15 protein-coding genes and 2 pseudogenes are annotated in these 17,310 nt (G+C 58.2%); 4 read left to right on the top strand and 13 right to left on the bottom strand.

The genetic code is table 11. From position 1 onward, the window contains the following. Positions 1-78: 78 nt before the first annotated feature. Positions 79-1,707 (top strand): MFS transporter, encoded by a 1,629-nt coding sequence (locus tag GGQ73_RS13615; RefSeq protein WP_183896773.1) that lies wholly within the window; start codon positions 79-81, stop codon positions 1,705-1,707. A gap of 17 nt (positions 1,708-1,724) precedes the next feature. Here GGQ73_RS13615 and GGQ73_RS22960 read toward each other — a convergent pair. Both GGQ73_RS22960 and GGQ73_RS13620 read right to left on the bottom strand, forming a co-directional pair. Next, positions 1,725-1,994 (bottom strand): annotated as a pseudogene (locus tag GGQ73_RS22960) (FtsX-like permease family protein); the annotation flags it as partial. Then, positions 1,984-2,954, bottom strand: a pseudogene (locus GGQ73_RS13620) (alkaline phosphatase); the annotation flags it as partial. The pseudogenes GGQ73_RS22960 and GGQ73_RS13620, both read right to left, overlap by 11 nt. Positions 2,955-3,270: 316 nt before the next feature. Between GGQ73_RS13620 and dnaK the strand changes: the two are divergent. Both dnaK and dnaJ read left to right on the top strand, forming a co-directional pair. After that, a complete protein-coding gene (dnaK, locus tag GGQ73_RS13625; protein ID WP_174151719.1) occupies positions 3,271-5,175 on the top strand; it encodes a molecular chaperone DnaK in 1,905 nt (634 codons plus the stop codon). 133 nt (positions 5,176-5,308) lie between these two features. Then, the gene (gene dnaJ / locus GGQ73_RS13630) at positions 5,309-6,442 is read left to right on the top strand and encodes a molecular chaperone DnaJ (RefSeq protein ID WP_183896774.1); all 1,134 of its coding nucleotides are present in this window, start codon (positions 5,309-5,311) and stop codon (positions 6,440-6,442) included. Between the two features lie 76 nt (positions 6,443-6,518). Here the strand turns inward: dnaJ and GGQ73_RS13635 are convergent, their stop codons facing one another. The 10 genes from GGQ73_RS13635 to recR form a co-directional block, all read right to left on the bottom strand. Continuing rightward, complete coding sequence (locus tag GGQ73_RS13635; RefSeq protein ID WP_183896815.1) at positions 6,519-7,052, bottom strand: DUF924 family protein; 534 nt, start codon at positions 7,050-7,052, stop codon at positions 6,519-6,521. 31 nt (positions 7,053-7,083) lie between these two features. Continuing rightward, positions 7,084-7,296 carry a SlyX family protein gene (locus tag GGQ73_RS13640; RefSeq protein WP_042616170.1) on the bottom strand — a complete coding sequence of 71 codons (213 nt, stop codon included), beginning with the start codon at positions 7,294-7,296 and terminating at the stop codon, positions 7,084-7,086. Between the two features lie 106 nt (positions 7,297-7,402). Beyond that, the gene (locus GGQ73_RS13645; protein ID WP_183896775.1) at positions 7,403-8,908 is read right to left on the bottom strand and encodes a tripartite tricarboxylate transporter permease; all 1,506 of its coding nucleotides are present in this window, start codon (positions 8,906-8,908) and stop codon (positions 7,403-7,405) included. Positions 8,909-8,916: 8 nt separating this feature from the next. Continuing rightward, complete coding sequence (locus tag GGQ73_RS13650; RefSeq protein ID WP_174151715.1) at positions 8,917-9,378, bottom strand: tripartite tricarboxylate transporter TctB family protein; 462 nt, start codon at positions 9,376-9,378, stop codon at positions 8,917-8,919. Between the two features lie 72 nt (positions 9,379-9,450). After that, positions 9,451-10,434 (bottom strand): tripartite tricarboxylate transporter substrate-binding protein, encoded by a 984-nt coding sequence (locus tag GGQ73_RS13655; RefSeq protein ID WP_183896776.1) that lies wholly within the window; start codon positions 10,432-10,434, stop codon positions 9,451-9,453. Between the two features lie 215 nt (positions 10,435-10,649). Then, positions 10,650-12,014: a sigma-54-dependent transcriptional regulator gene (locus tag GGQ73_RS13660; RefSeq protein WP_174151713.1), complete on the bottom strand. Its 1,365-nt coding sequence runs from the start codon at positions 12,012-12,014 to the stop codon at positions 10,650-10,652. Beyond that, a complete protein-coding gene (locus GGQ73_RS13665) occupies positions 12,011-13,834 on the bottom strand; it encodes a sensor histidine kinase (RefSeq protein ID WP_174151712.1) in 1,824 nt (607 codons plus the stop codon). The genes GGQ73_RS13660 and GGQ73_RS13665 overlap by 4 nt, the downstream gene beginning before the upstream one ends. Positions 13,835-13,997: 163 nt before the next feature. Then, positions 13,998-14,183: a 50S ribosomal protein L32 gene (gene rpmF, locus GGQ73_RS13670; RefSeq protein ID WP_003507205.1), complete on the bottom strand. Its 186-nt coding sequence runs from the start codon at positions 14,181-14,183 to the stop codon at positions 13,998-14,000. Positions 14,184-14,389: 206 nt separating this feature from the next. After that, complete coding sequence (locus GGQ73_RS13675; RefSeq protein ID WP_183896777.1) at positions 14,390-15,655, bottom strand: lytic murein transglycosylase; 1,266 nt, start codon at positions 15,653-15,655, stop codon at positions 14,390-14,392. A gap of 46 nt (positions 15,656-15,701) precedes the next feature. Continuing rightward, positions 15,702-16,307 carry a recombination mediator RecR gene (gene recR / locus GGQ73_RS13680; RefSeq protein WP_174151710.1) on the bottom strand — a complete coding sequence of 202 codons (606 nt, stop codon included), beginning with the start codon at positions 16,305-16,307 and terminating at the stop codon, positions 15,702-15,704. Positions 16,308-16,362: 55 nt separating this feature from the next. On the opposite strand from recR, the gene GGQ73_RS13685 reads away from it, so the two are divergent. After that, complete coding sequence (locus tag GGQ73_RS13685) at positions 16,363-16,977, top strand: MOSC domain-containing protein (protein WP_183896778.1); 615 nt, start codon at positions 16,363-16,365, stop codon at positions 16,975-16,977. Between the two features lie 6 nt (positions 16,978-16,983). On the opposite strand, the gene GGQ73_RS13690 is transcribed toward GGQ73_RS13685, so the two are convergent. Next, positions 16,984-17,307, bottom strand: coding sequence for a YbaB/EbfC family nucleoid-associated protein (locus tag GGQ73_RS13690; protein ID WP_174151708.1), 324 nt, complete (start codon positions 17,305-17,307; stop codon positions 16,984-16,986). Between the last annotated feature and the right edge of the window lie 3 nt (positions 17,308-17,310).

Here is a 17,310-nt window from a genome sequence, read left to right on the forward strand (position 1 = left end):
CCTGAAACAGTAGCATCCTCTCAAACGGCGTCTATAGTGTCCGCCTCATCACCAGCAATTGCATCCATTGGACTGCCCGTGCCCGATAGAAAATCTCCCCTCACGCCGCTCAAGCATCAAACCTACAGAACGATCTGGTTTGCGAGCATCGCCTCCAATTTTGGCGGGCTCATCCAGGCAGTGGGTGCTGCATGGATGATGACGGCGCTGTCCTCGTCGGAAAACATGATCGCGCTGGTGCAGGCATCGACCTCCCTTCCCATCATGCTGTTCTCCCTTGTGTCAGGCGCACTTGCGGACAGTCTCGACCGCCGCCGTATCATGATTTCGGCTCAGTTCCTGATGTTGACCGCCTCCGTCATGCTGACCGTTTTCGCCTGGTTTGGCTGGCTGTCGCCTTGGTTGCTTTTGTTTTTCACCTTCATGATCGGTTGCGGCACGGCTCTCAACAATCCGTCATGGCAGGCGTCCGTCGGCGAAATGGTGCCGCGTGAAGACCTGCCCGCGGCCGTGACCCTCAACAGCGTCGGCTTCAACATCACCCGCAGCGTCGGGCCCGCCATCGGCGGCGTCATCGTCGCGATTGCGGGGGCGGCGGCAGCATTTCTCGTCAACACCTTCAGTTATTTCACGCTGATCTATGCCCTCATCAAATGGCAGCCGCCGAAAAATACGTCGACCTTGCCACGCGAGCATCTGTTGGCCGCGATTTCGGCGGGGATGCGCTACGTGGCGATGTCGCCGAATATCGGCAAGGTTCTGGTCCGTGGCTTTCTGTTCGGCCTGTCGGCCAGCGCGATTTTAGCCCTCATGCCACTGGTCGCCCGCGATCTCGTGCAGGGCGGGCCACTTACCTACGGCATCATGCTCGGCGCGTTCGGGGTCGGCGCCATCGGTGGAGCGCTGATCAGCGCCCGTCTGCGTGAAACGCTGAGCAGCGAATGGATCGTTCGCGTCGCCTTCCTCGGCTTTGCCTTCAGCGCCGGTGTGACGGCCATCAGCACCAATGCCATACTGACGGCCCTCGTTCTTACCGTCTCGGGTGCAAGCTGGGTGCTGGCGCTTTCGCTGTTCAACACCATCGTGCAGCTGTCGACGCCGCGCTGGGTGGTGGGGCGCGCGCTGTCGCTCTACCAGACGCTGACGTTCGGTGGCATCGCAGTGGGTAGCTGGTTGTGGGGCTCGCTGGCGGAAGATTACGGCCTGACCTACTCCTTGCTCTGTTCGTGCGTGCTGATGCTGCTCGGCGTTCTCGTTGGTTTCAAGCTCACTATGCCCGCCTTCGCATCGCTCAATCTCGATCCGCTCAACCGCTTCGTGGAGCCGAACCTGCGCCTCGATATCAAGCCCCGCAGCGGCCCTATCGCTATTCTGGTCGATTACGAAATCGACGACAGCGATTTGCCGGAGTTCATGGCGATCATGGTGGAGCGGCGGCGCATTCGTCTGCGAGACGGCGCGCAGAACTGGACGCTGATGCGCGATCTGGAGAACCCCGACGTCTGGACCGAGATTTACCACGTTCCGACATGGGTGGAATATGTGCGCCACAATCACCGCCGGACCCAGGCCGATGCGGAAAGCTGGGACAGTATTTTAAGGCTTCACCGCGGTTCGACACGCCCACGCGTTCACCGTATGATCGAGCGTCAGGCGATACCGTCGCAGGACGACATCTTCCACAAGGCGCATATCGAGCCACACTGAAGCCCGACCGGTAGCGCTTATCCGCGAAGCGCTTCGGCCGGTGACTGGCGGTAGGCCAGCCGTGCAGGCAGGATGGCCAGAACCGCTGCGACGACAAGCAACAGAGCAGCCTGGGTCGCATCAGCCCGCGCAAATTCCACCGGCATGACCACGCCACTTTTGGCGACGAGCATGCCGGTGATGATGTTTGCGGCGGCAAAACCGAGGGCAAAGCCCAGCGCGATGCCTGGTGCAAACAATGCGAACAACTCCGTCCATACGATGAGCGAGATGAATGATCGTGGCGCGCGTTTCACCGCCCGGCTTGTCGTCATCGACCGTGCCGACGATGGAAACGCCATGGGTCTGGTCACCTGTAACGACGATCAGCCGTATCCGGGTTCTTGGCCGCGAATTCACTGGCAACGCCAAGGGCTTTGTCGAATTCGATGGTCTCCATCACGGCGCGGCCCCAGTCCAGCGGGTGGGACATCTTGTCGATGTTTACCGCTTCGACCGTCAGGACGAAGCCGGCCTGGTTTTTCGAAAGCTAACGAAGAGCGGCCTTGAACATGTCAACGAGACCAGGCTGATTCGGAAACTTGTCGACGGCACCCTTTTTGAGGACGTTGCGATCAAGAACCGTATCCATATTGGAGGGATGGGAGAGACCAGAAGCTTTCCGGTGTTGGACCCTTCGGCTTTTCCAGTTCGCTCCTGTCGGTTGCCAGTGTCTAACCGGCGTCCTTGAATAGCTTGATGTCATCCTTGTCGTTCTCGCCGAGGAAGCCGGCGGAGCCACCACCCAGAACAACCTATGGCTTGACGTCGTACATCATGCCGGTGATCTCGGCCTTGTCGGCGCGTTTGCGAGCGTGTGACACGACGGCCGCAGACGTCGCGTCCTGCAATTCGGCGGTCGTCCCGATGCCGATGGACTTCCTTGTCCGGCGGCGCAGAGCCACTGCCATCGTCTCGACGCGCGGGTCGTCGAGGCTTGCGGGTGTGCGGTCGCCATAGACGCCAAGTGCATTTACGGCCGTCTTGTGGCCGATCATGCCCTTGGACATGAGCTTGACGTCTTCAGGTTTGACGACGCCCTTGAACCCGACCTTGAAAACAAAAGGCGAGCCTATGAGGATCGCCGCACGGTCGAGGGGATAGACGGGCGCAGCCTGTGCGGCACCTGCGAGAATGGCGGTTGCGACAAGCAGCGCGAGAAATTTGCGCTTGGCAACCTCGCGGGATGGGTATTGGGTCGAAGATATATTCGCCTGTAGGAACTGTGCGTGACAGACACGTGACGGTTTTCAGGGATTTGGCTTCGATACCCAAAGGTCCAAAGTTTCCTGCATTCGGATGGAGCGCCTGCACGCGGAGGGACTTCATACGCATATGAGGGCTTCATTTCTTTTTTTTGCACCTCTCAGCAGCGCTATCGCCTTGCAGCCTGAAAAATCGCTCCTTATATACCCCGCAGACCAGCAGAAATGCTGACAAAACCGGAAGACCCATCCAAGTCAAGGAGTTGTCAATGGAATGCCTCCCGGGGTTCCGACGACTCGCTTCAAGGAGAGAAGAAAAATGGCAAAAGTAATCGGTATCGACCTTGGCACGACCAATTCCTGCGTTGCAGTGATGGACGGCAAGGACATTAGAGTTATTGAAAACGCGGAAGGTGCACGCACGACCCCTTCCATGGTTGCATTCAGCGACGATGGCGAGCGTCTGGTCGGCCAGCCTGCAAAGCGTCAGGCCGTCACCAACCCAACCAACACTCTGTTTGCCGTGAAGCGTCTGATCGGTCGCCGCTACGAAGACCCTACCGTCGAGAAAGACAAGGGCCTCGTCCCGTTCGAGATCGTCAAGGGTGACAACGGCGACGCCTGGGTTCAGGCACAGGGCAAGGGCTATTCTCCTTCCCAGATTTCCGCCATGATTCTTCAGAAAATGAAGGAAACAGCCGAATCCTATCTCGGTGAAAAGGTCGAAAAGGCCGTCATCACCGTTCCTGCCTACTTCAACGACGCACAGCGTCAGGCAACCAAGGACGCAGGCCGCATCGCCGGTCTTGAGGTTCTGCGCATTATCAACGAGCCGACCGCTGCTGCCCTGGCCTATGGCCTCGACAAGAAGGAAGGCAAGACGATTGCCGTGTACGACTTGGGCGGCGGTACCTTCGATATCTCCGTTCTGGAAATCGGTGACGGCGTTTTCGAAGTAAAATCCACCAATGGCGATACGTTCCTTGGCGGTGAAGACTTCGACATGCGTCTGGTCGAATATCTGGCTGGTGAATTCAAGAAGGATCAGGGCATCGATCTGAAGGGCGACAAGCTTGCGCTTCAGCGCCTGAAGGAAGCCGCTGAAAAGGCAAAGATCGAACTGTCATCTTCTCAGCAGACGGAAATCAACCTGCCGTTCATCACAGCTGACGCGACCGGTCCCAAGCACCTGACACTGAAACTGACCCGCGCCAAGTTCGAAAGCCTGGTTGACGATCTGGTCCAGCGCACCGTTGCACCGTGCAAGGCAGCGCTGAAGGATGCTGGTCTGACCGCAGCCGAGATCGAAGAAGTGGTTCTCGTCGGCGGCATGAGCCGCATGCCGAAGGTGCAGGAAATCGTCAAGCAGCTGTTTGGCAAGGAGCCGCATAAGGGTGTGAACCCGGATGAGGTGGTTGCGATGGGTGCGGCCATTCAGGCTGGCGTTCTGCAGGGTGACGTCAAGGACGTCCTGCTTCTCGACGTGACGCCTCTGTCGCTGGGCATCGAGACGCTGGGTGGCGTGTTCACACGTCTGATCGACCGTAACACGACGATCCCGACCAAGAAGAGCCAAACCTTCTCGACAGCCGAAGACAGCCAGTCTGCCGTCACCATCCGCGTCAGCCAGGGCGAGCGCGAAATGGCTGCCGACAACAAGTCGCTTGGTCAGTTCGACCTCGTTGGGCTGCCGCCAGCACCCCGCGGCGTTCCGCAGATCGAAGTCACCTTCGATATCGACGCCAACGGCATCGTGCAGGTTTCTGCAAAGGACAAGGGTACCGGCAAGGAGCAGCAGATCCGTATCCAGGCATCTGGTGGCCTGTCGGACGCCGACATCGAAAAGATGGTCAAGGATGCCGAGGCCAACGCCGAGACCGACAAGAAGCGTCGCGCCGGTGTTGAAGCCAAGAACCAGGCCGAAAGCCTGATCCACTCTACCGAAAAGTCGGTTAAGGAGTATGGCGACAAGGTTTCCGAGACGGACCGCAAGGCCATCGAAGATGCCATTGCCGCGCTGAAGACGTCTGTCGAAGCTTCCGAGCCGGATGCAGACGACATTCAGGCCAAGACACAGACCCTCATGGAAGTCTCCATGAAGCTTGGTCAGGCGATCTATGAAGCGCAGCAGGCTGAAGGCGGCGAAGGCTCTGCCGAAGGCGGCAAGGACGATATCGTCGATGCCGACTATGAGGAAATCAAGGACGACAAGAAGTCCGCATAAGTGTGGCTCTTGAAACCCAATTGATGCTTGACTGAAATCCGGCTGCCCCAAGTCTTTGATGATTTTAAGGTGTTTCAATCTTAAATCATCTTTGTCTGGCAGCCGGAAATCCATTTCCGGGGCGTGTTGATTCATGGCGAAAGCAGACTTTTACGAAACACTTGGCGTTGGCAGGGCAGCTGACGAAAAAGAGCTGAAAAGCGCCTTCCGCAAACTCGCGATGAAGTATCATCCGGACAAGAATCCTGGTGACGCCGAGTCTGAGAAAAAATTCAAAGAACTCAACGAAGCCTATGAGACACTGAAAGACCCGCAGAAGCGGGCTGCCTATGACCGCTTCGGTCACGCGGCCTTCGAGCAGGGCGGCATGGGCAATGCAGGCGGCGGCTTTGGCGGTGGGGCCAGCGGCGGTTTCTCGGACATCTTCGAAGATATCTTCGGCGAGATGATGGGTGGCGGACGTGCGCGGCGCTCCAGCGGTGGCCGCGAACGCGGTGCCGATCTTCGCTACAACATGGAAATCTCTCTGGAGGAGGCCTTCGCCGGCAAAACGGCGCAGATCCGTGTTCCAACCTCCATCACCTGTGATGTCTGCACCGGTTCGGGCGCAAAGCCTGGTACGCAGCCGAAAACCTGCGCGACCTGCCAGGGTTCGGGCCGCGTGCGTGCAGCGCAAGGTTTCTTCTCGGTGGAGCGTACCTGCCCGACCTGTCACGGTCGTGGCCAGACGATCACGGATCCGTGCACCAAGTGTAACGGTCAGGGCCGTGTGACGGAAGAGCGCTCGCTGTCGGTCAATATTCCCGCCGGCATCGAAGACGGCACTCGTATTCGCCTTCAGGGCGAGGGCGAGGCCGGTATGAGGGGTGGTCCATCCGGCGACCTCTACATCTTCCTGTCGGTTCGACCGCACGAGTTCTTCCAGCGCGATGGTGCAGATCTCTACTGCGCAGTTCCCATCTCGATGACGACGGCGGCGCTGGGCGGCACGTTCGATGTGACGACGCTGGACGGCACGAAGTCGCGCGTGACCGTGCCCGAGGGTACACAGGCCGGCAAGCAGTTTCGTCTAAAGGGTAAGGGCATGCCCGTGCTGCGGTCTGCGCAGCAAGGCGACCTCTATATCCAGATCCAGATCGAAACTCCGCAGAAGCTGACGAAACGGCAGCGCGAACTGCTACAGGAATTCGATGAACTGTCTTCCAAGGACAACAACCCCGAATCCACCGGCTTCTTTGCCCGGATGAAGGAATTCTTCGACGGTTGATCCATTCTTGATTTCCAAGACAAAGCCGCGCTTCGGTAGAATGCGCGGCTTTTTTTATATGAAGGTGCTGGATCGGTCAGCCCGAAAATCCGCCCTCTTCCAGAAACGTGTTTTCTTCCGCCGTGCTCTGCCGCAACAGAACATCGTTGCGATGTGGGAAGCGACCGAAGCGTTCGATGATATCGCGATGTTCGATTGCGAAGGGAAAATAGCGGTCGCCCAACGGTTCGCACAGTGTGCAGCACAGGTGCTGGTCTTGCAGCTCTTCCGAATGCATCAGGGGAAGATAGACGAAGATGCGAAGCTGCGCATCGACAGCCATGTCATGACCGCGCCGCAGGCATTCCTGCGTATAGTACCGGGCAAGAGGATCGGTCGCGTACATATGCGCCGTGCCTCTGAAACAGTTGCGCGGAAACTGGTCGAGCAGCAACAGGAGGGCCAGACTGCTATCGGCAGCGTCAAGCCATGTTCCCAACTCGCGTCTTGCCGCAGAAAAATGCAGCTCCCTGAAACGATCGTGAAACGCCGTGTCGAATTGGGCGTCCTTGTCGAACCATTTTTCCGGCCCGGCCTCTTTCCAGAAATTCAGGACTTCTGGCGCCGACATAGCGGTTTGAGTTACACCCAAGATGCTCTCCTCAATAATGCGGCGGCTTGGTAATCGCGGGCGCTTCGAGAGACTGTTCCTCGAGGTTCAGGAAACGGTCGGTCAGCCGGTCCAGCTTGGCGCGGGTCTGCTCGACCACCTTCCATTGCTCGGTCAGCTGGTCTGAAAGCTCTTCGATGGTTTTTGCCTGATGCGCCACGGTTTCTTCGAGCGCAATGATACGGTTTTCGCTGTCGTCGGCCATCGGGATCTCCTGTCCATGGCCTGCTTTGCCAGCTTTGCATCTCACAAACAAGACAAAGGCCGAGCAAGATGCCCGGCCCCTGAAATTTTGAAGATCAAACAGGCGATCAATCTTCTTCCTGAAAAACCTCTTCGCGCTTTTTCTTGACGCTTGGCAGGAAGACCACGACCAAAACCGCCAGAGCGATCAGCAGCAGTGTCGCGCTGATGGGACGCGTCACGAAGGTGGTTGCGTCACCACGCGACAGGATCATCGCCCGCCGCAGGTTTTCCTCCAGAAGCGGCCCCAGCACGAAGCCGAGCAGAAGCGGCGCCGGTTCGCACCGCAGCTTGACCAGCGCATAGCCGATGAGCCCGAAGAAGGCGACGGCGTATAAGTCGTAGACATTGGAGTTGACGCTGTAGACCCCGATGGCGCAGAAGGCCATGATGATCGGGAACAATACATAGTATGGGATGGTCAGAAGCTTCACCCACAGCCCGATGAGCGGCAGGTTGAGAATGACCAGCATCAGGTTGCCGATCCACATCGAGGCGATGATGCCCCAGAACAGCGCGGGCTGCTCGGTTGCAACATTCGGACCGGGAACGATGCCCTGAATGATCATGGCGCCGATCATCAATGCCATGACGGGATTGGCAGGAATACCAAGCGTCAGAAGCGGAATGAACGAGGTCTGCGCACCGGCGTTGTTGGCTGACTCAGGGCCAGCCACACCGGCGATGGCGCCATAGCCAAACTCTTCCGGATGTTTCGAAACACGCTTTTCGACTGTGTAGGACGCAAAAGCCGCAAGGATGGCACCGCCGCCTGGCAAAATGCCAAGAGCCGAACCGATGGCCGTACCGCGCAGAACGGGGCCGATCATCTGCTTGAAGTCTTCCTTGCTGGGCAGGAGGCCACTGACCTTGGCCATCAAGACGGAGCGTGTCTTTTCGTTTTCGAGGTTGCGCAGAATTTCGGCAATGCCGAAGACACCGACGGCAACGGCCACGAAATTCAAACCATCCGCATATTCGCGGATGCCCAACGTGAAGCGCGGCGTACCGCTATAGATATCTGTGCCGACGAGACCCAGAAGCAAACCCAGAACCACCATGGCCAAGGCTTTGATGATGGAGCCGTGGGCGAGCGCGATGGACGACACGAGGCCGACCACCATCAGAGAGAAATATTCGGCAGCGCCGAATTGCAGCGCGATGGCTGTCAGCGGTGGTGCGAAAATCGCCACGAGGAATGTCGAGACCGTACCCGCGAAGAACGAACCGATCGCTGCAACCGACAGTGCCACGCCCGCCTTGCCCTTGCGCGCCATCTGATAGCCATCGATGGCGGTGACGGCGGATGAGGATTCGCCCGGCATATTGATGAGGATGGCCGTGGTCGAACCGCCATATTGCGCGCCGTAATAGATACCGGCCAGCATGATGAGCGACGATACCGGTTCCAGCTGGAAGGTAATTGGCAGCAGCATCGCGATGGTTGCCGTGGCACCGATGCCCGGCAACACGCCGATCAACGTGCCGAGAATCACGCCGATAAGGCAGAAGAACAGGTTGTCGAGTGAGGTTGCGGTGGAAAAACCCAGCGCCAGATTATTGAACAGGTCCATCATGCACCTCAGAAATTGAGCCAGGGGCCGAAGCGCTGGAAGGGCAGACCAAGACCATAGTCGAAGACTGCGACGGAAAAGATCGTAATGCCAATGGACAAGAGGACGGCCATTGCCGGCTTCATCTTATGCGATGCAAAGGATGCGATGAGTGCGCTGATGAAAAGCGCTGGCACGAAGCCAAGGCCCCGCACGGTCAAGCCGAAGAAGATGGGTGCCGGCAGAATGAGAAAGATGCCACGCCAGGCGATTGGCCCCAGCGGCTCGCCCTGAACCTTCCCGGCCCGCACGAGAATGAGTGTGCCGAGCCCGACAAGAATGAGCGACAGTACCAGCGGGAAATAGCCGGGGCCCATGCGAAATGCCGTTCCCAGTTCGAGCCCATAGGACTGCCAGGCAAAGAAAATGCCGAGAAGCATGAAGAAGGCGCCGCAAACCGCCTCTGTTGTGTCGAAAGAAAGTGATTTCATGGTGATGTCCCCCGCTGGCGAGTGAAGACCGGCAGCTCTTGAAGGCCACCGGTCGATTGCTTGAAAGCAGGCTCAGTCGGCGTACTGACCGGCGGCCTCTATCACCGTTTTCCAGCGCGGTATCTCGGCTTCGAGCTTGGCCTTGAGGGCCGCTGGTGTGCCATCGGCTTCAGGCGACGGCGTGGTGCCAAGCTCGGCAAAACGGGCAGCGACATTCGGGTCCTTCAGCGCGATCTGAAGCGACTTGGACAGCCGCTCGTTGATAGCGGACAGTGTACCCTTGGGCGTGTAGATGCCGTGCCATACGCCGACTTCGAAGTTCGGCAGACCGGCTTCAGCCGAGGTCGGCACATTTGCTAAAACATCCAGACGTTTCGGCGTGGTGACGGCATAGGCTTTGACCGTGCCGCCCTGAATCTGCTTCGTCGTATTGGTCGTCTGGTCGCACATGATATCGACCTGACCACCGAGAAGATCGGTCATTGCTGGACCGGTACCCTTGTATGGAACGGTGACGAGCGGCGTCTGGATGGCGCTCATGAACAGCATGCCGCACAGATGGGAGGCCGCACCAATACCGGCATTGGCGACGGTCACCGTATCCTTGTTGGCCTTGGCGTATTCGATCAGGCCCTTGAGATCAGTCGTTTCGAGCGTCTTGCGCGACAGGATGGTCATCGGCACTTCGGTGACGAGACCGACATAGTCGAAGGCTTCGAGCGTGTTGTAAGCCAGCTTGCGGTATAGCGTGGCACTCGTCGCCATGCCGATGTGGTGGAGAAGCACGGTGTAACCATCCGGATCGGCGGATGCGACGCGGCCTGCACCAAGGGTACCACCGGCACCGCCGACATTTTCGACGATGATCTGTTGTCCCAAATCCTTGGACATGGATTCGGCAACAAGGCGCGCGACCGTATCGGTCGGGCCGCCTGCGGCGAAGGGAACGACCATGGTGATGTTGCGCTGCGGGTAGGTTTGCGCAGCCGCGGACAGGGCAAACAGTGATACGGCAGCAGCAGCGACTGCACCTGTGACGGTTTTCAGAATTTTCATCTTTTCCTCCCGATGAAATATGGCCTCTTCGACCGGCGCACTCCTATTGCGGTCGGTCGGGGTGAGGCTATTTGCAATCGGTGTCGAGATGCGCGCAATGGCAGTCCATGAAAACCAACGGAAAAGAGCCCTCGAAGCCGCCGAGATGGGTGGAAATCGAAACATTGGGCACCGCCGATGGGTAGAAATCCACCCATCAAAGCTTATCAAACGGATTACGACAGTGTGTTCAGGTCTTCATCCATAAGGCCATGTTTGGTCAGAGCGTGTTTCTGCATTTTTTCGTAAAGCGTCTTGCGCGATATTCCGAGCGTCTCATAGACAGCCTTGAGGTTGCCTTTGTGGAGGGCGATCGTTCTTGCCAGAACCGATTTTTCAAACTCTGCGACCTTGGCCGACAGGTTTGCCGGATCCTGCGAGGCAGGCTGCTGTCCCTCCGAGGCGCCGCCATCCAGCCCCAAAACCAGCCGGTCTGCGGCATTTCTCAACTCTCGCACATTCCCGGGCCAATCCTGCATGGACAGCGTCGAGATGATTTCCGAGGGCACATCGAGATCGTCTCTGCCATAACGCGCGGCGGCTTCGCGCACCAGTTGGAGAAAGAGAAGCGGAATATCGGTGCGGCGCTGGGCAAGTGACGGCACATGCACGGTGGCGACATTCAACCGATACAGCAAATCCTGCCGAAAGCGGCCCGCCAGTGCTTCCTGCGCCAGATCGGCCTTGCTGGTGGCAATGAAGCGGACGTCGAGCTCGACACTCTCATTGGAGCCGAGACGGGTTATCGTGCGTTCCTGAAGAACCCGCAGCAGCTTGCCTTGCATGTCTGAAGGCATGGAGCCGATTTCGTCGAGCAGCACCGTTCCGCCCCGCGCATGTTCGAACTTGCCGTAACGTGGGCGCAGCGCGCCTGGAAAAGCACCTGCCTCGTGGCCGAACAATTCGCTTTCGATGAGGTGCTGCGGCAAGGCCGCGCAATTGATGGCAACGAAGGGCCTGTCGGCGCGGGCACTGACATCGTGAAGCGCACGCGCCACGACTTCCTTGCCGGCGCCGGTATCGCCAATGATCAGCGTATCGGCATCGGCGGCACCGATTGCCCTGATGCGGTAGCGCAAATCGACCATGACCTGCGTGCGTCCCGGCAAACGGGTTTCCAGATCGTCGCGTTTGCCTGCAACGGCGCGAAGCCTGCGGTTTTCCAGAACGAGCGAACGTCGGTCTATGGCGCGTTTGATGATGCCCGCAAGATATTGAACGTTGAAGGGTTTTTCCATGAAATCGTAAGCGCCGTTGCGCATGGCGCTGACCGCCAGTTGCACATCGCCATGGCCTGTCACGAGAATGACCGGAATTTCCGCATCGAGTTCTCGGACCTTTTGCAGCAGGGTCAGTCCATCCATGCCCGGCATGCGGATATCGCTGACGATGACACCATCGAAGCTGTACCCGATCAGTTCGAAGACATGATCGGCATTGTCGACTGTAACGACCTCCAAACCGGCAAGCTCCAGCGCCTGCGCGGTAGAAAGCCGCAAATCCTCCTCGTCATCGATCAACAGAACACGCGACACACTCATTCGGCAGCCATCTCCATCGGCAGTTCAGCATCCAGCTCCATATCGAACCTTGCTCCACCTTCGGGCAGATTGGTCACACTCAAACGCCCGCCAAAATCCTTGACGATATTGTAGGAAATGGACAGCCCGAGGCCCAGCCCCTTGCCGACACCCTTCGTGGAAAAGAAGGGATCGAATATGCGTTCGATGATCGCCGACGGCACGCCGGGGCCACGATCGCGGATCGACAGAATGACCTTGTCGCCCTCCTGGCGGGCGGTGAGATCGATGTGGCGATCCTCAAGCCCTTCGACGGCATCGGCAGCATTGGAGATGATGTTGACCAGAACCTGCTGAAGTCTGACAGGCCCCGCTTTGACGTTGAGCGGCACTGGCCCCAGGTCCACGACCAGCGTGGCATCCGCCGCCTTCAGGCGGGCATTGACGATCTCCAGTGTGTCGCTGACGACGGTATCCAGTGGCACGGGGCCGAGCTTTTCGTTGGGTTTGCGGGCAAAATTGCGAAGATGCTTGCCAATGGCCGCCATGCGGTCGATCAGCGCGGAGATGCGCTTGAGATTGTCCGAGGCCTCGCCCACTCTCCCGCGCTCTATCAGCAAAGATGCGCTTTCGGCATAGGTCTTGGCCGCAGCCAGCGGCTGGTTGAACTCGTGCGACAGAGCAGCCGACATCTGTCCCAGTGCCGCCAGCTTTCCAGCCTGGATCAAATCCTTCTGGGTTTTGCGCAGCCGCTTTTCCGTCTGCCTGCGCTCGGCAATCTCATGCTTGATGTCGACATTGACGCGGGCAAGGTCGGCCGTGCGTTCTTCCACCCGTCGCTCCAGTTCGGCACGCGCTTCGGCCTGATGGACAAGCCTGTCCTGAAGGCTCTTGCGCCGCTGCAACATGGCAGCCACCAGCGCAACGGCAAGGCAAAGGCACAGAACAATGGCAATCATCGTCGTCTTGACCTGCGTGCGCACCGAGCCCGTGTCCATCAGCACATTGACCGTCCAGCCTGCATCCGGCATCGGCTGGGACAGGAAGACATACTCCCGGTCCTGATCGCCCTCGCGAATGGTCATCAGGTCGTTTTTGCCGAACGTGCTGCGGGTAAGGCGAAGCTGCGTAAGGTTGGCGTCGGAATAGCGGCGTGATCTCTCGGTTTTCGCAATGCGCTCGGGCGTCAATGGCTGCACGGCCGCATAAAGCCATTCCGGCGTTCCCGTCATGAAGATGATGCCTTCGGGATCGTTGACAAAAATCCGGTTTTCGCCATTGCCAAAGGACGCTTCGATGCCTTCTATATCCACCTTGAAAACGATGACGCCCTTGATTTCGGTGTTGAAGAGGATGGGTGAAGCGAAATAATAACCGCGCTTGTGCGAGGTGGTGCCGAGCGCGAAGAATTTCGATTGCTGGCCTTTGGCCGCATCCTGAAAATAGGGACGGTAGCTGAAATTCTGTCCGACGAAGCTTGCCGGACCGTCGTAATTGCTGGCGGCAATCGTCTCGCCATCCAGCGTCATGATGTAGATATCCGAGGATTTCAGCAAATCGTTGATGGATTTAAGGTAGATGTTGGCGCGCAGCCGCAGGGCCTGATCCTGGGGATGCGCGACAAGCTCCTCGATATCGTCGTGATCAGCCATCAATGCGGGCAGCGGCTCATAGCGACTGAGATGCCCACCGAGAGCCGAGACCGCCAGCCTCAGCGTCGTGCCGCCCTGAGCGGCGACCTCATCGAAATAGCTTTCGGCAACGAGATCGCTCCCCTTGGTCAAGGCGAAACCGCCAAGGCCCAAGCAAACAATGACAACACCGATCCAGCGATATCTCACCGGCTCACCCCTCCACATGGCAGACTGATCGATGTCCGCTCTCCCTCATACAAGTCTAAGTGGAGGCGCCTGATTTTCCAAGCGGGATCGAACCGGCTCCGATCAAAACAAAAAAGCCGACCCAGGGGCCGGCTTGTTCGTCAATCAAAGACTGCGCTAAAGATTAAGCGCTTTCTTTCGGTGTCAGAACCTGACGACCACGGTACATGCCTGTCTTCAGGTCGATGTGGTGTGGGCGACGAAGTTCGCCGGAGTTCTTGTCTTCAACATATGTTGCGGACTTCAGGCCATCGGCCGAACGACGCATGCCGCGCTTGGACGGGCTTGTTTTTCTCTTAGGTACTGCCATTTGTGTAACTCCACTGAAGCGGCGAAACACGGGAACCAGCCAGGACCCAGGCCGAATGTCTCATGTTTCTATATCTGAATTTTGGCGCGCTTATACATGCCCCATCAGGCTTTGACCAGCCCTTCCCCATATTTTTTCGATAAGGGGCCGATGAGGCTTTCGCGTCGCGACCGTGACGCCAGACTTTAATCGCGCTAAGCCCTACACTACTTCAGTCTGGCTTTCAACGACGCTTGCGGAAAGCATGTCGGCCGCATGCCGTTTTTCGACTGCCAGTCTCCCAGGGAACGACGGGTTTTGAAGCCTGCGAGGCCATCGGCTTTTCCGACATCATAGCCCTTCGCGACCAGCGCCTTTTGCATGGCCAGCACATCGGAGCGCAGCATGGAGCCGACATCGCTCCACTGTCCCTGAAACGGCCCCGCACCATAGGCGATACGATCGGCCAGATTGCCGATGAAAAGCGCGTAGAGATCGGAGTTGTTGTATTCCTTGATGACATAAAAATTCGGCGTCACCACGAATTCCGGTCCGTTGCGACCAGCCGGAACCAGCATCATGCCATCCGCTGTCAAATCATTGGAAGGAAAGGCTTTTCCGGAGACGCGGCGGATGCCCATCTTCTGCCAGTCCGCAACCGGGCGGGCCAGATCAGGACCTTCCTGCGCACAGGATACATCGTCTGGTATGGAAACCTCGAAACCCCAATCGCGGTTTCGCTGCCAGCCACGCTTGGAAAGATAGTTGGCTATGGATGCGAGGGCATCAGGCACGGAATTCCAGATGTCGCGGTGACCGTCACCATCGAAATCAACGGCATATTTCAGGTAGCTGGAGGGCATGAATTGCGGCTGGCCAAGGGCGCCCGCCCATGAGCCCATCATCTTCGACGCTGAAATATCGCCGCTTTCAACGATTTTCAGGGCGTCGATCAGCTCGTCACGAAACATGTCCTTGCGGGTGGAGGTGTAGGCCTTGGTTGCCAGCACGTCGATGACGGAGTTGGGCAGCTTTGCGCGACCGAAGCCGGATTCCCGGCCCCAGACCGCAATGATGATGTTGCCAGGGACGCCATAGGTCGCCTCGATGCGCTTGAGCGTCGCGGCATGTGTTGCTGCCAGCGAACGGCCTGTTGCCGCCAGGCCCTGCAAACGTTGCTCTGAAAAATAAGCGCCGGGCGACGAAAACTCTGCCTGGCTTTGCGCCTGTTCCTTTGGTGGCTTTTGACCGGGAATGATGAGATCGGGCAACTTCCAGTTTATGGACAGGTCCGTGAGCGTTGCGTTCAGCGTCTTTTGCGAAATACCGGCCTGGCGTGCTTCCGGCCAGATGTCCTGTTTCAGCCATGTGTTGAAGGCGGCATCGTATCTGGCAGCGGCGGCACCCGTCGGGTTCGTTTGCGCAAGTGTTGCACTGGCTGGCACAAGACAGGCGGCAGTGGCGAAGATGAGGCCAATCGTTTTCAGACGCATTCCGTTTCCTTTTCAGTCAACCGGCCAGAGACCAATGCTTGGCGTGTCAGATCACGGTTCGGGCGCGCAGGGCTGCGGTCAACGTGCCTTCATCGAGATAATCCAGTTCGCCACCGACCGGCACACCATGGGCAAGACGAGTGATCTTGACGCCGAGATCGCTTAGCCGGTCGGTGATGTAGTGCGCCGTCGCCTGTCCCTCGACAGTGGCGTTGACCGCGATGATGAGCTCACGAATGCCACCTTCGCTGACGCGTTCGATCAGCCCCTTGATGTTCAGGTCTTCTGGTCCCACACCATCGAGCGGCGATAGCGTACCGCCCAGAACATGATAGGCGGTGTTCATGGCGCCTGCCCGCTCCAGAGCCCAGAGGTCGGAAACATCCTCGACCACAATGATGATGGCCTGATCGCGGCGATCATCGGTGCAGACCGTGCAGGGGTCCATGGTGTCGACATTACCGCAGTGCGAGCACACCTTCACCTTGTCATAGGCGTCACCCATGGCATGACCGAGCGGGCCGAGAAGCTGCTCTTTCTTCTTGATCAGATGCAGTGCTGCGCGGCGGGCCGAACGGGGCCCAAGTCCCGGCACCTTGGCCAGAAGCTGGATGAGTTTTTCGATTTCTGGGCCGGTGACTCGTTTTGCCATGAGCGCTTTCTACTGCATAAATGTCATAACGGGAATCACAAGCGGAAAGCATCCCATGAAAATACGCGCCATCTGCCGGGCCGATGCGAAAATCCTGCCCGGAAAAACATCGAAAACCGGGATTTTCAAACATCCCGTGCAAGGTCCTGTTCTGGTCGATCAGGCCGGTATCGTCAGCGACGCCGTCTGCAACAAAAAGCACCATGGCGGGCCGGATCAGGCGCTTTACGTCATGGGCTCCGTAGATCTCGATTTCTGGTCGCGCGAATTGGGATTTGTCATCGAACCCGGATTTTTCGGGGAGAACTTTGTGATCGAAGGCATCGACAGCGCTCAGATGCATGTGGGCGACCGGTTGATAGCAGCAGAGGTGCAGCTGGAAGTGACCGCCGCCCGCATTCCCTGTGCCACACTGTCAACGCGGATTGGCGACGATGGTTTCGCGCCTCGCTTCAAGCAGGCGGGACAGCCAGGCTTTTATTGTCGTGTGCTCAAAGGGGGCATGATCGCCACCGATGAAGTGGTGACGTTCACGCCCTATCAGGGGACCAAGCTGCCGATACCCGTCATTCTTCAACGGTTCAGGCCGTGCAGACTGTCGCAAGCGGAGCGGGATGCCTATCTCACCACCCCGCTTGCCAGCCGTTTCAGGGCCATGCTGGACGGTTGAGGTCGATTAAAAGGGAAGCTTCATGCCCGGCGGGATTGGCAGACCGGCGGTGAGGTCGCGCGTCTTTTCAGCGGTGACGGCTTCGGCGCGCTGCTTGGCGTCATTATGGGCTGCAACCAGCAGGTCTTCGAGAATTTCGACTTCCTCTTCCTTCAAAAGCGAAGGATCGATCTTCACACCAAGCAGAGATCCCTTGCCGCTCATCCTGACGGTAACCAGACCGCCACCGGATGTTCCCTCGACCTCAAGTGCAGCAATCTCTTCCTGCATCTTTTCCATCTTGGCCTGCATTTCCTTGACCTTGCCCATCATTCCCATGATGTCACGCATGTC

Source organism: Rhizobium skierniewicense (assembly GCF_014196515.1).
In the GTDB taxonomy this organism is placed as follows: Bacteria; Pseudomonadota; Alphaproteobacteria; order Rhizobiales; family Rhizobiaceae; genus Agrobacterium; species Agrobacterium skierniewicense.

Coding starts and splice junctions, on each gene's coding strand:
- GGQ73_RS13685 (WP_183896778.1), top strand. CDS start 16,363: ATGAAAATACGCGCCATCTGCCGGGCCGATGCGAAAATCCTGCCCGGA.
- GGQ73_RS13635 (WP_183896815.1), bottom strand. CDS start 7,052: ATGTCGGCGCCAGAAGTCCTGAATTTCTGGAAAGAGGCCGGGCCGGAA.
- GGQ73_RS13690 (WP_174151708.1), bottom strand. CDS start 17,307: ATGCGTGACATCATGGGAATGATGGGCAAGGTCAAGGAAATGCAGGCC.
- GGQ73_RS13650 (WP_174151715.1), bottom strand. CDS start 9,378: ATGAAATCACTTTCTTTCGACACAACAGAGGCGGTTTGCGGCGCCTTC.
- dnaJ (WP_183896774.1), top strand. CDS start 5,309: ATGGCGAAAGCAGACTTTTACGAAACACTTGGCGTTGGCAGGGCAGCT.
- GGQ73_RS13640 (WP_042616170.1), bottom strand. CDS start 7,296: ATGGCCGACGACAGCGAAAACCGTATCATTGCGCTCGAAGAAACCGTG.
- dnaK (WP_174151719.1), top strand. CDS start 3,271: ATGGCAAAAGTAATCGGTATCGACCTTGGCACGACCAATTCCTGCGTT.
- recR (WP_174151710.1), bottom strand. CDS start 16,307: ATGGCAAAACGAGTCACCGGCCCAGAAATCGAAAAACTCATCCAGCTT.
- rpmF (WP_003507205.1), bottom strand. CDS start 14,183: ATGGCAGTACCTAAGAGAAAAACAAGCCCGTCCAAGCGCGGCATGCGT.
- GGQ73_RS13655 (WP_183896776.1), bottom strand. CDS start 10,434: ATGAAAATTCTGAAAACCGTCACAGGTGCAGTCGCTGCTGCTGCCGTA.
- GGQ73_RS13675 (WP_183896777.1), bottom strand. CDS start 15,655: ATGCGTCTGAAAACGATTGGCCTCATCTTCGCCACTGCCGCCTGTCTT.
- GGQ73_RS13645 (WP_183896775.1), bottom strand. CDS start 8,908: ATGGACCTGTTCAATAATCTGGCGCTGGGTTTTTCCACCGCAACCTCA.
- GGQ73_RS13660 (WP_174151713.1), bottom strand. CDS start 12,014: ATGAGTGTGTCGCGTGTTCTGTTGATCGATGACGAGGAGGATTTGCGG.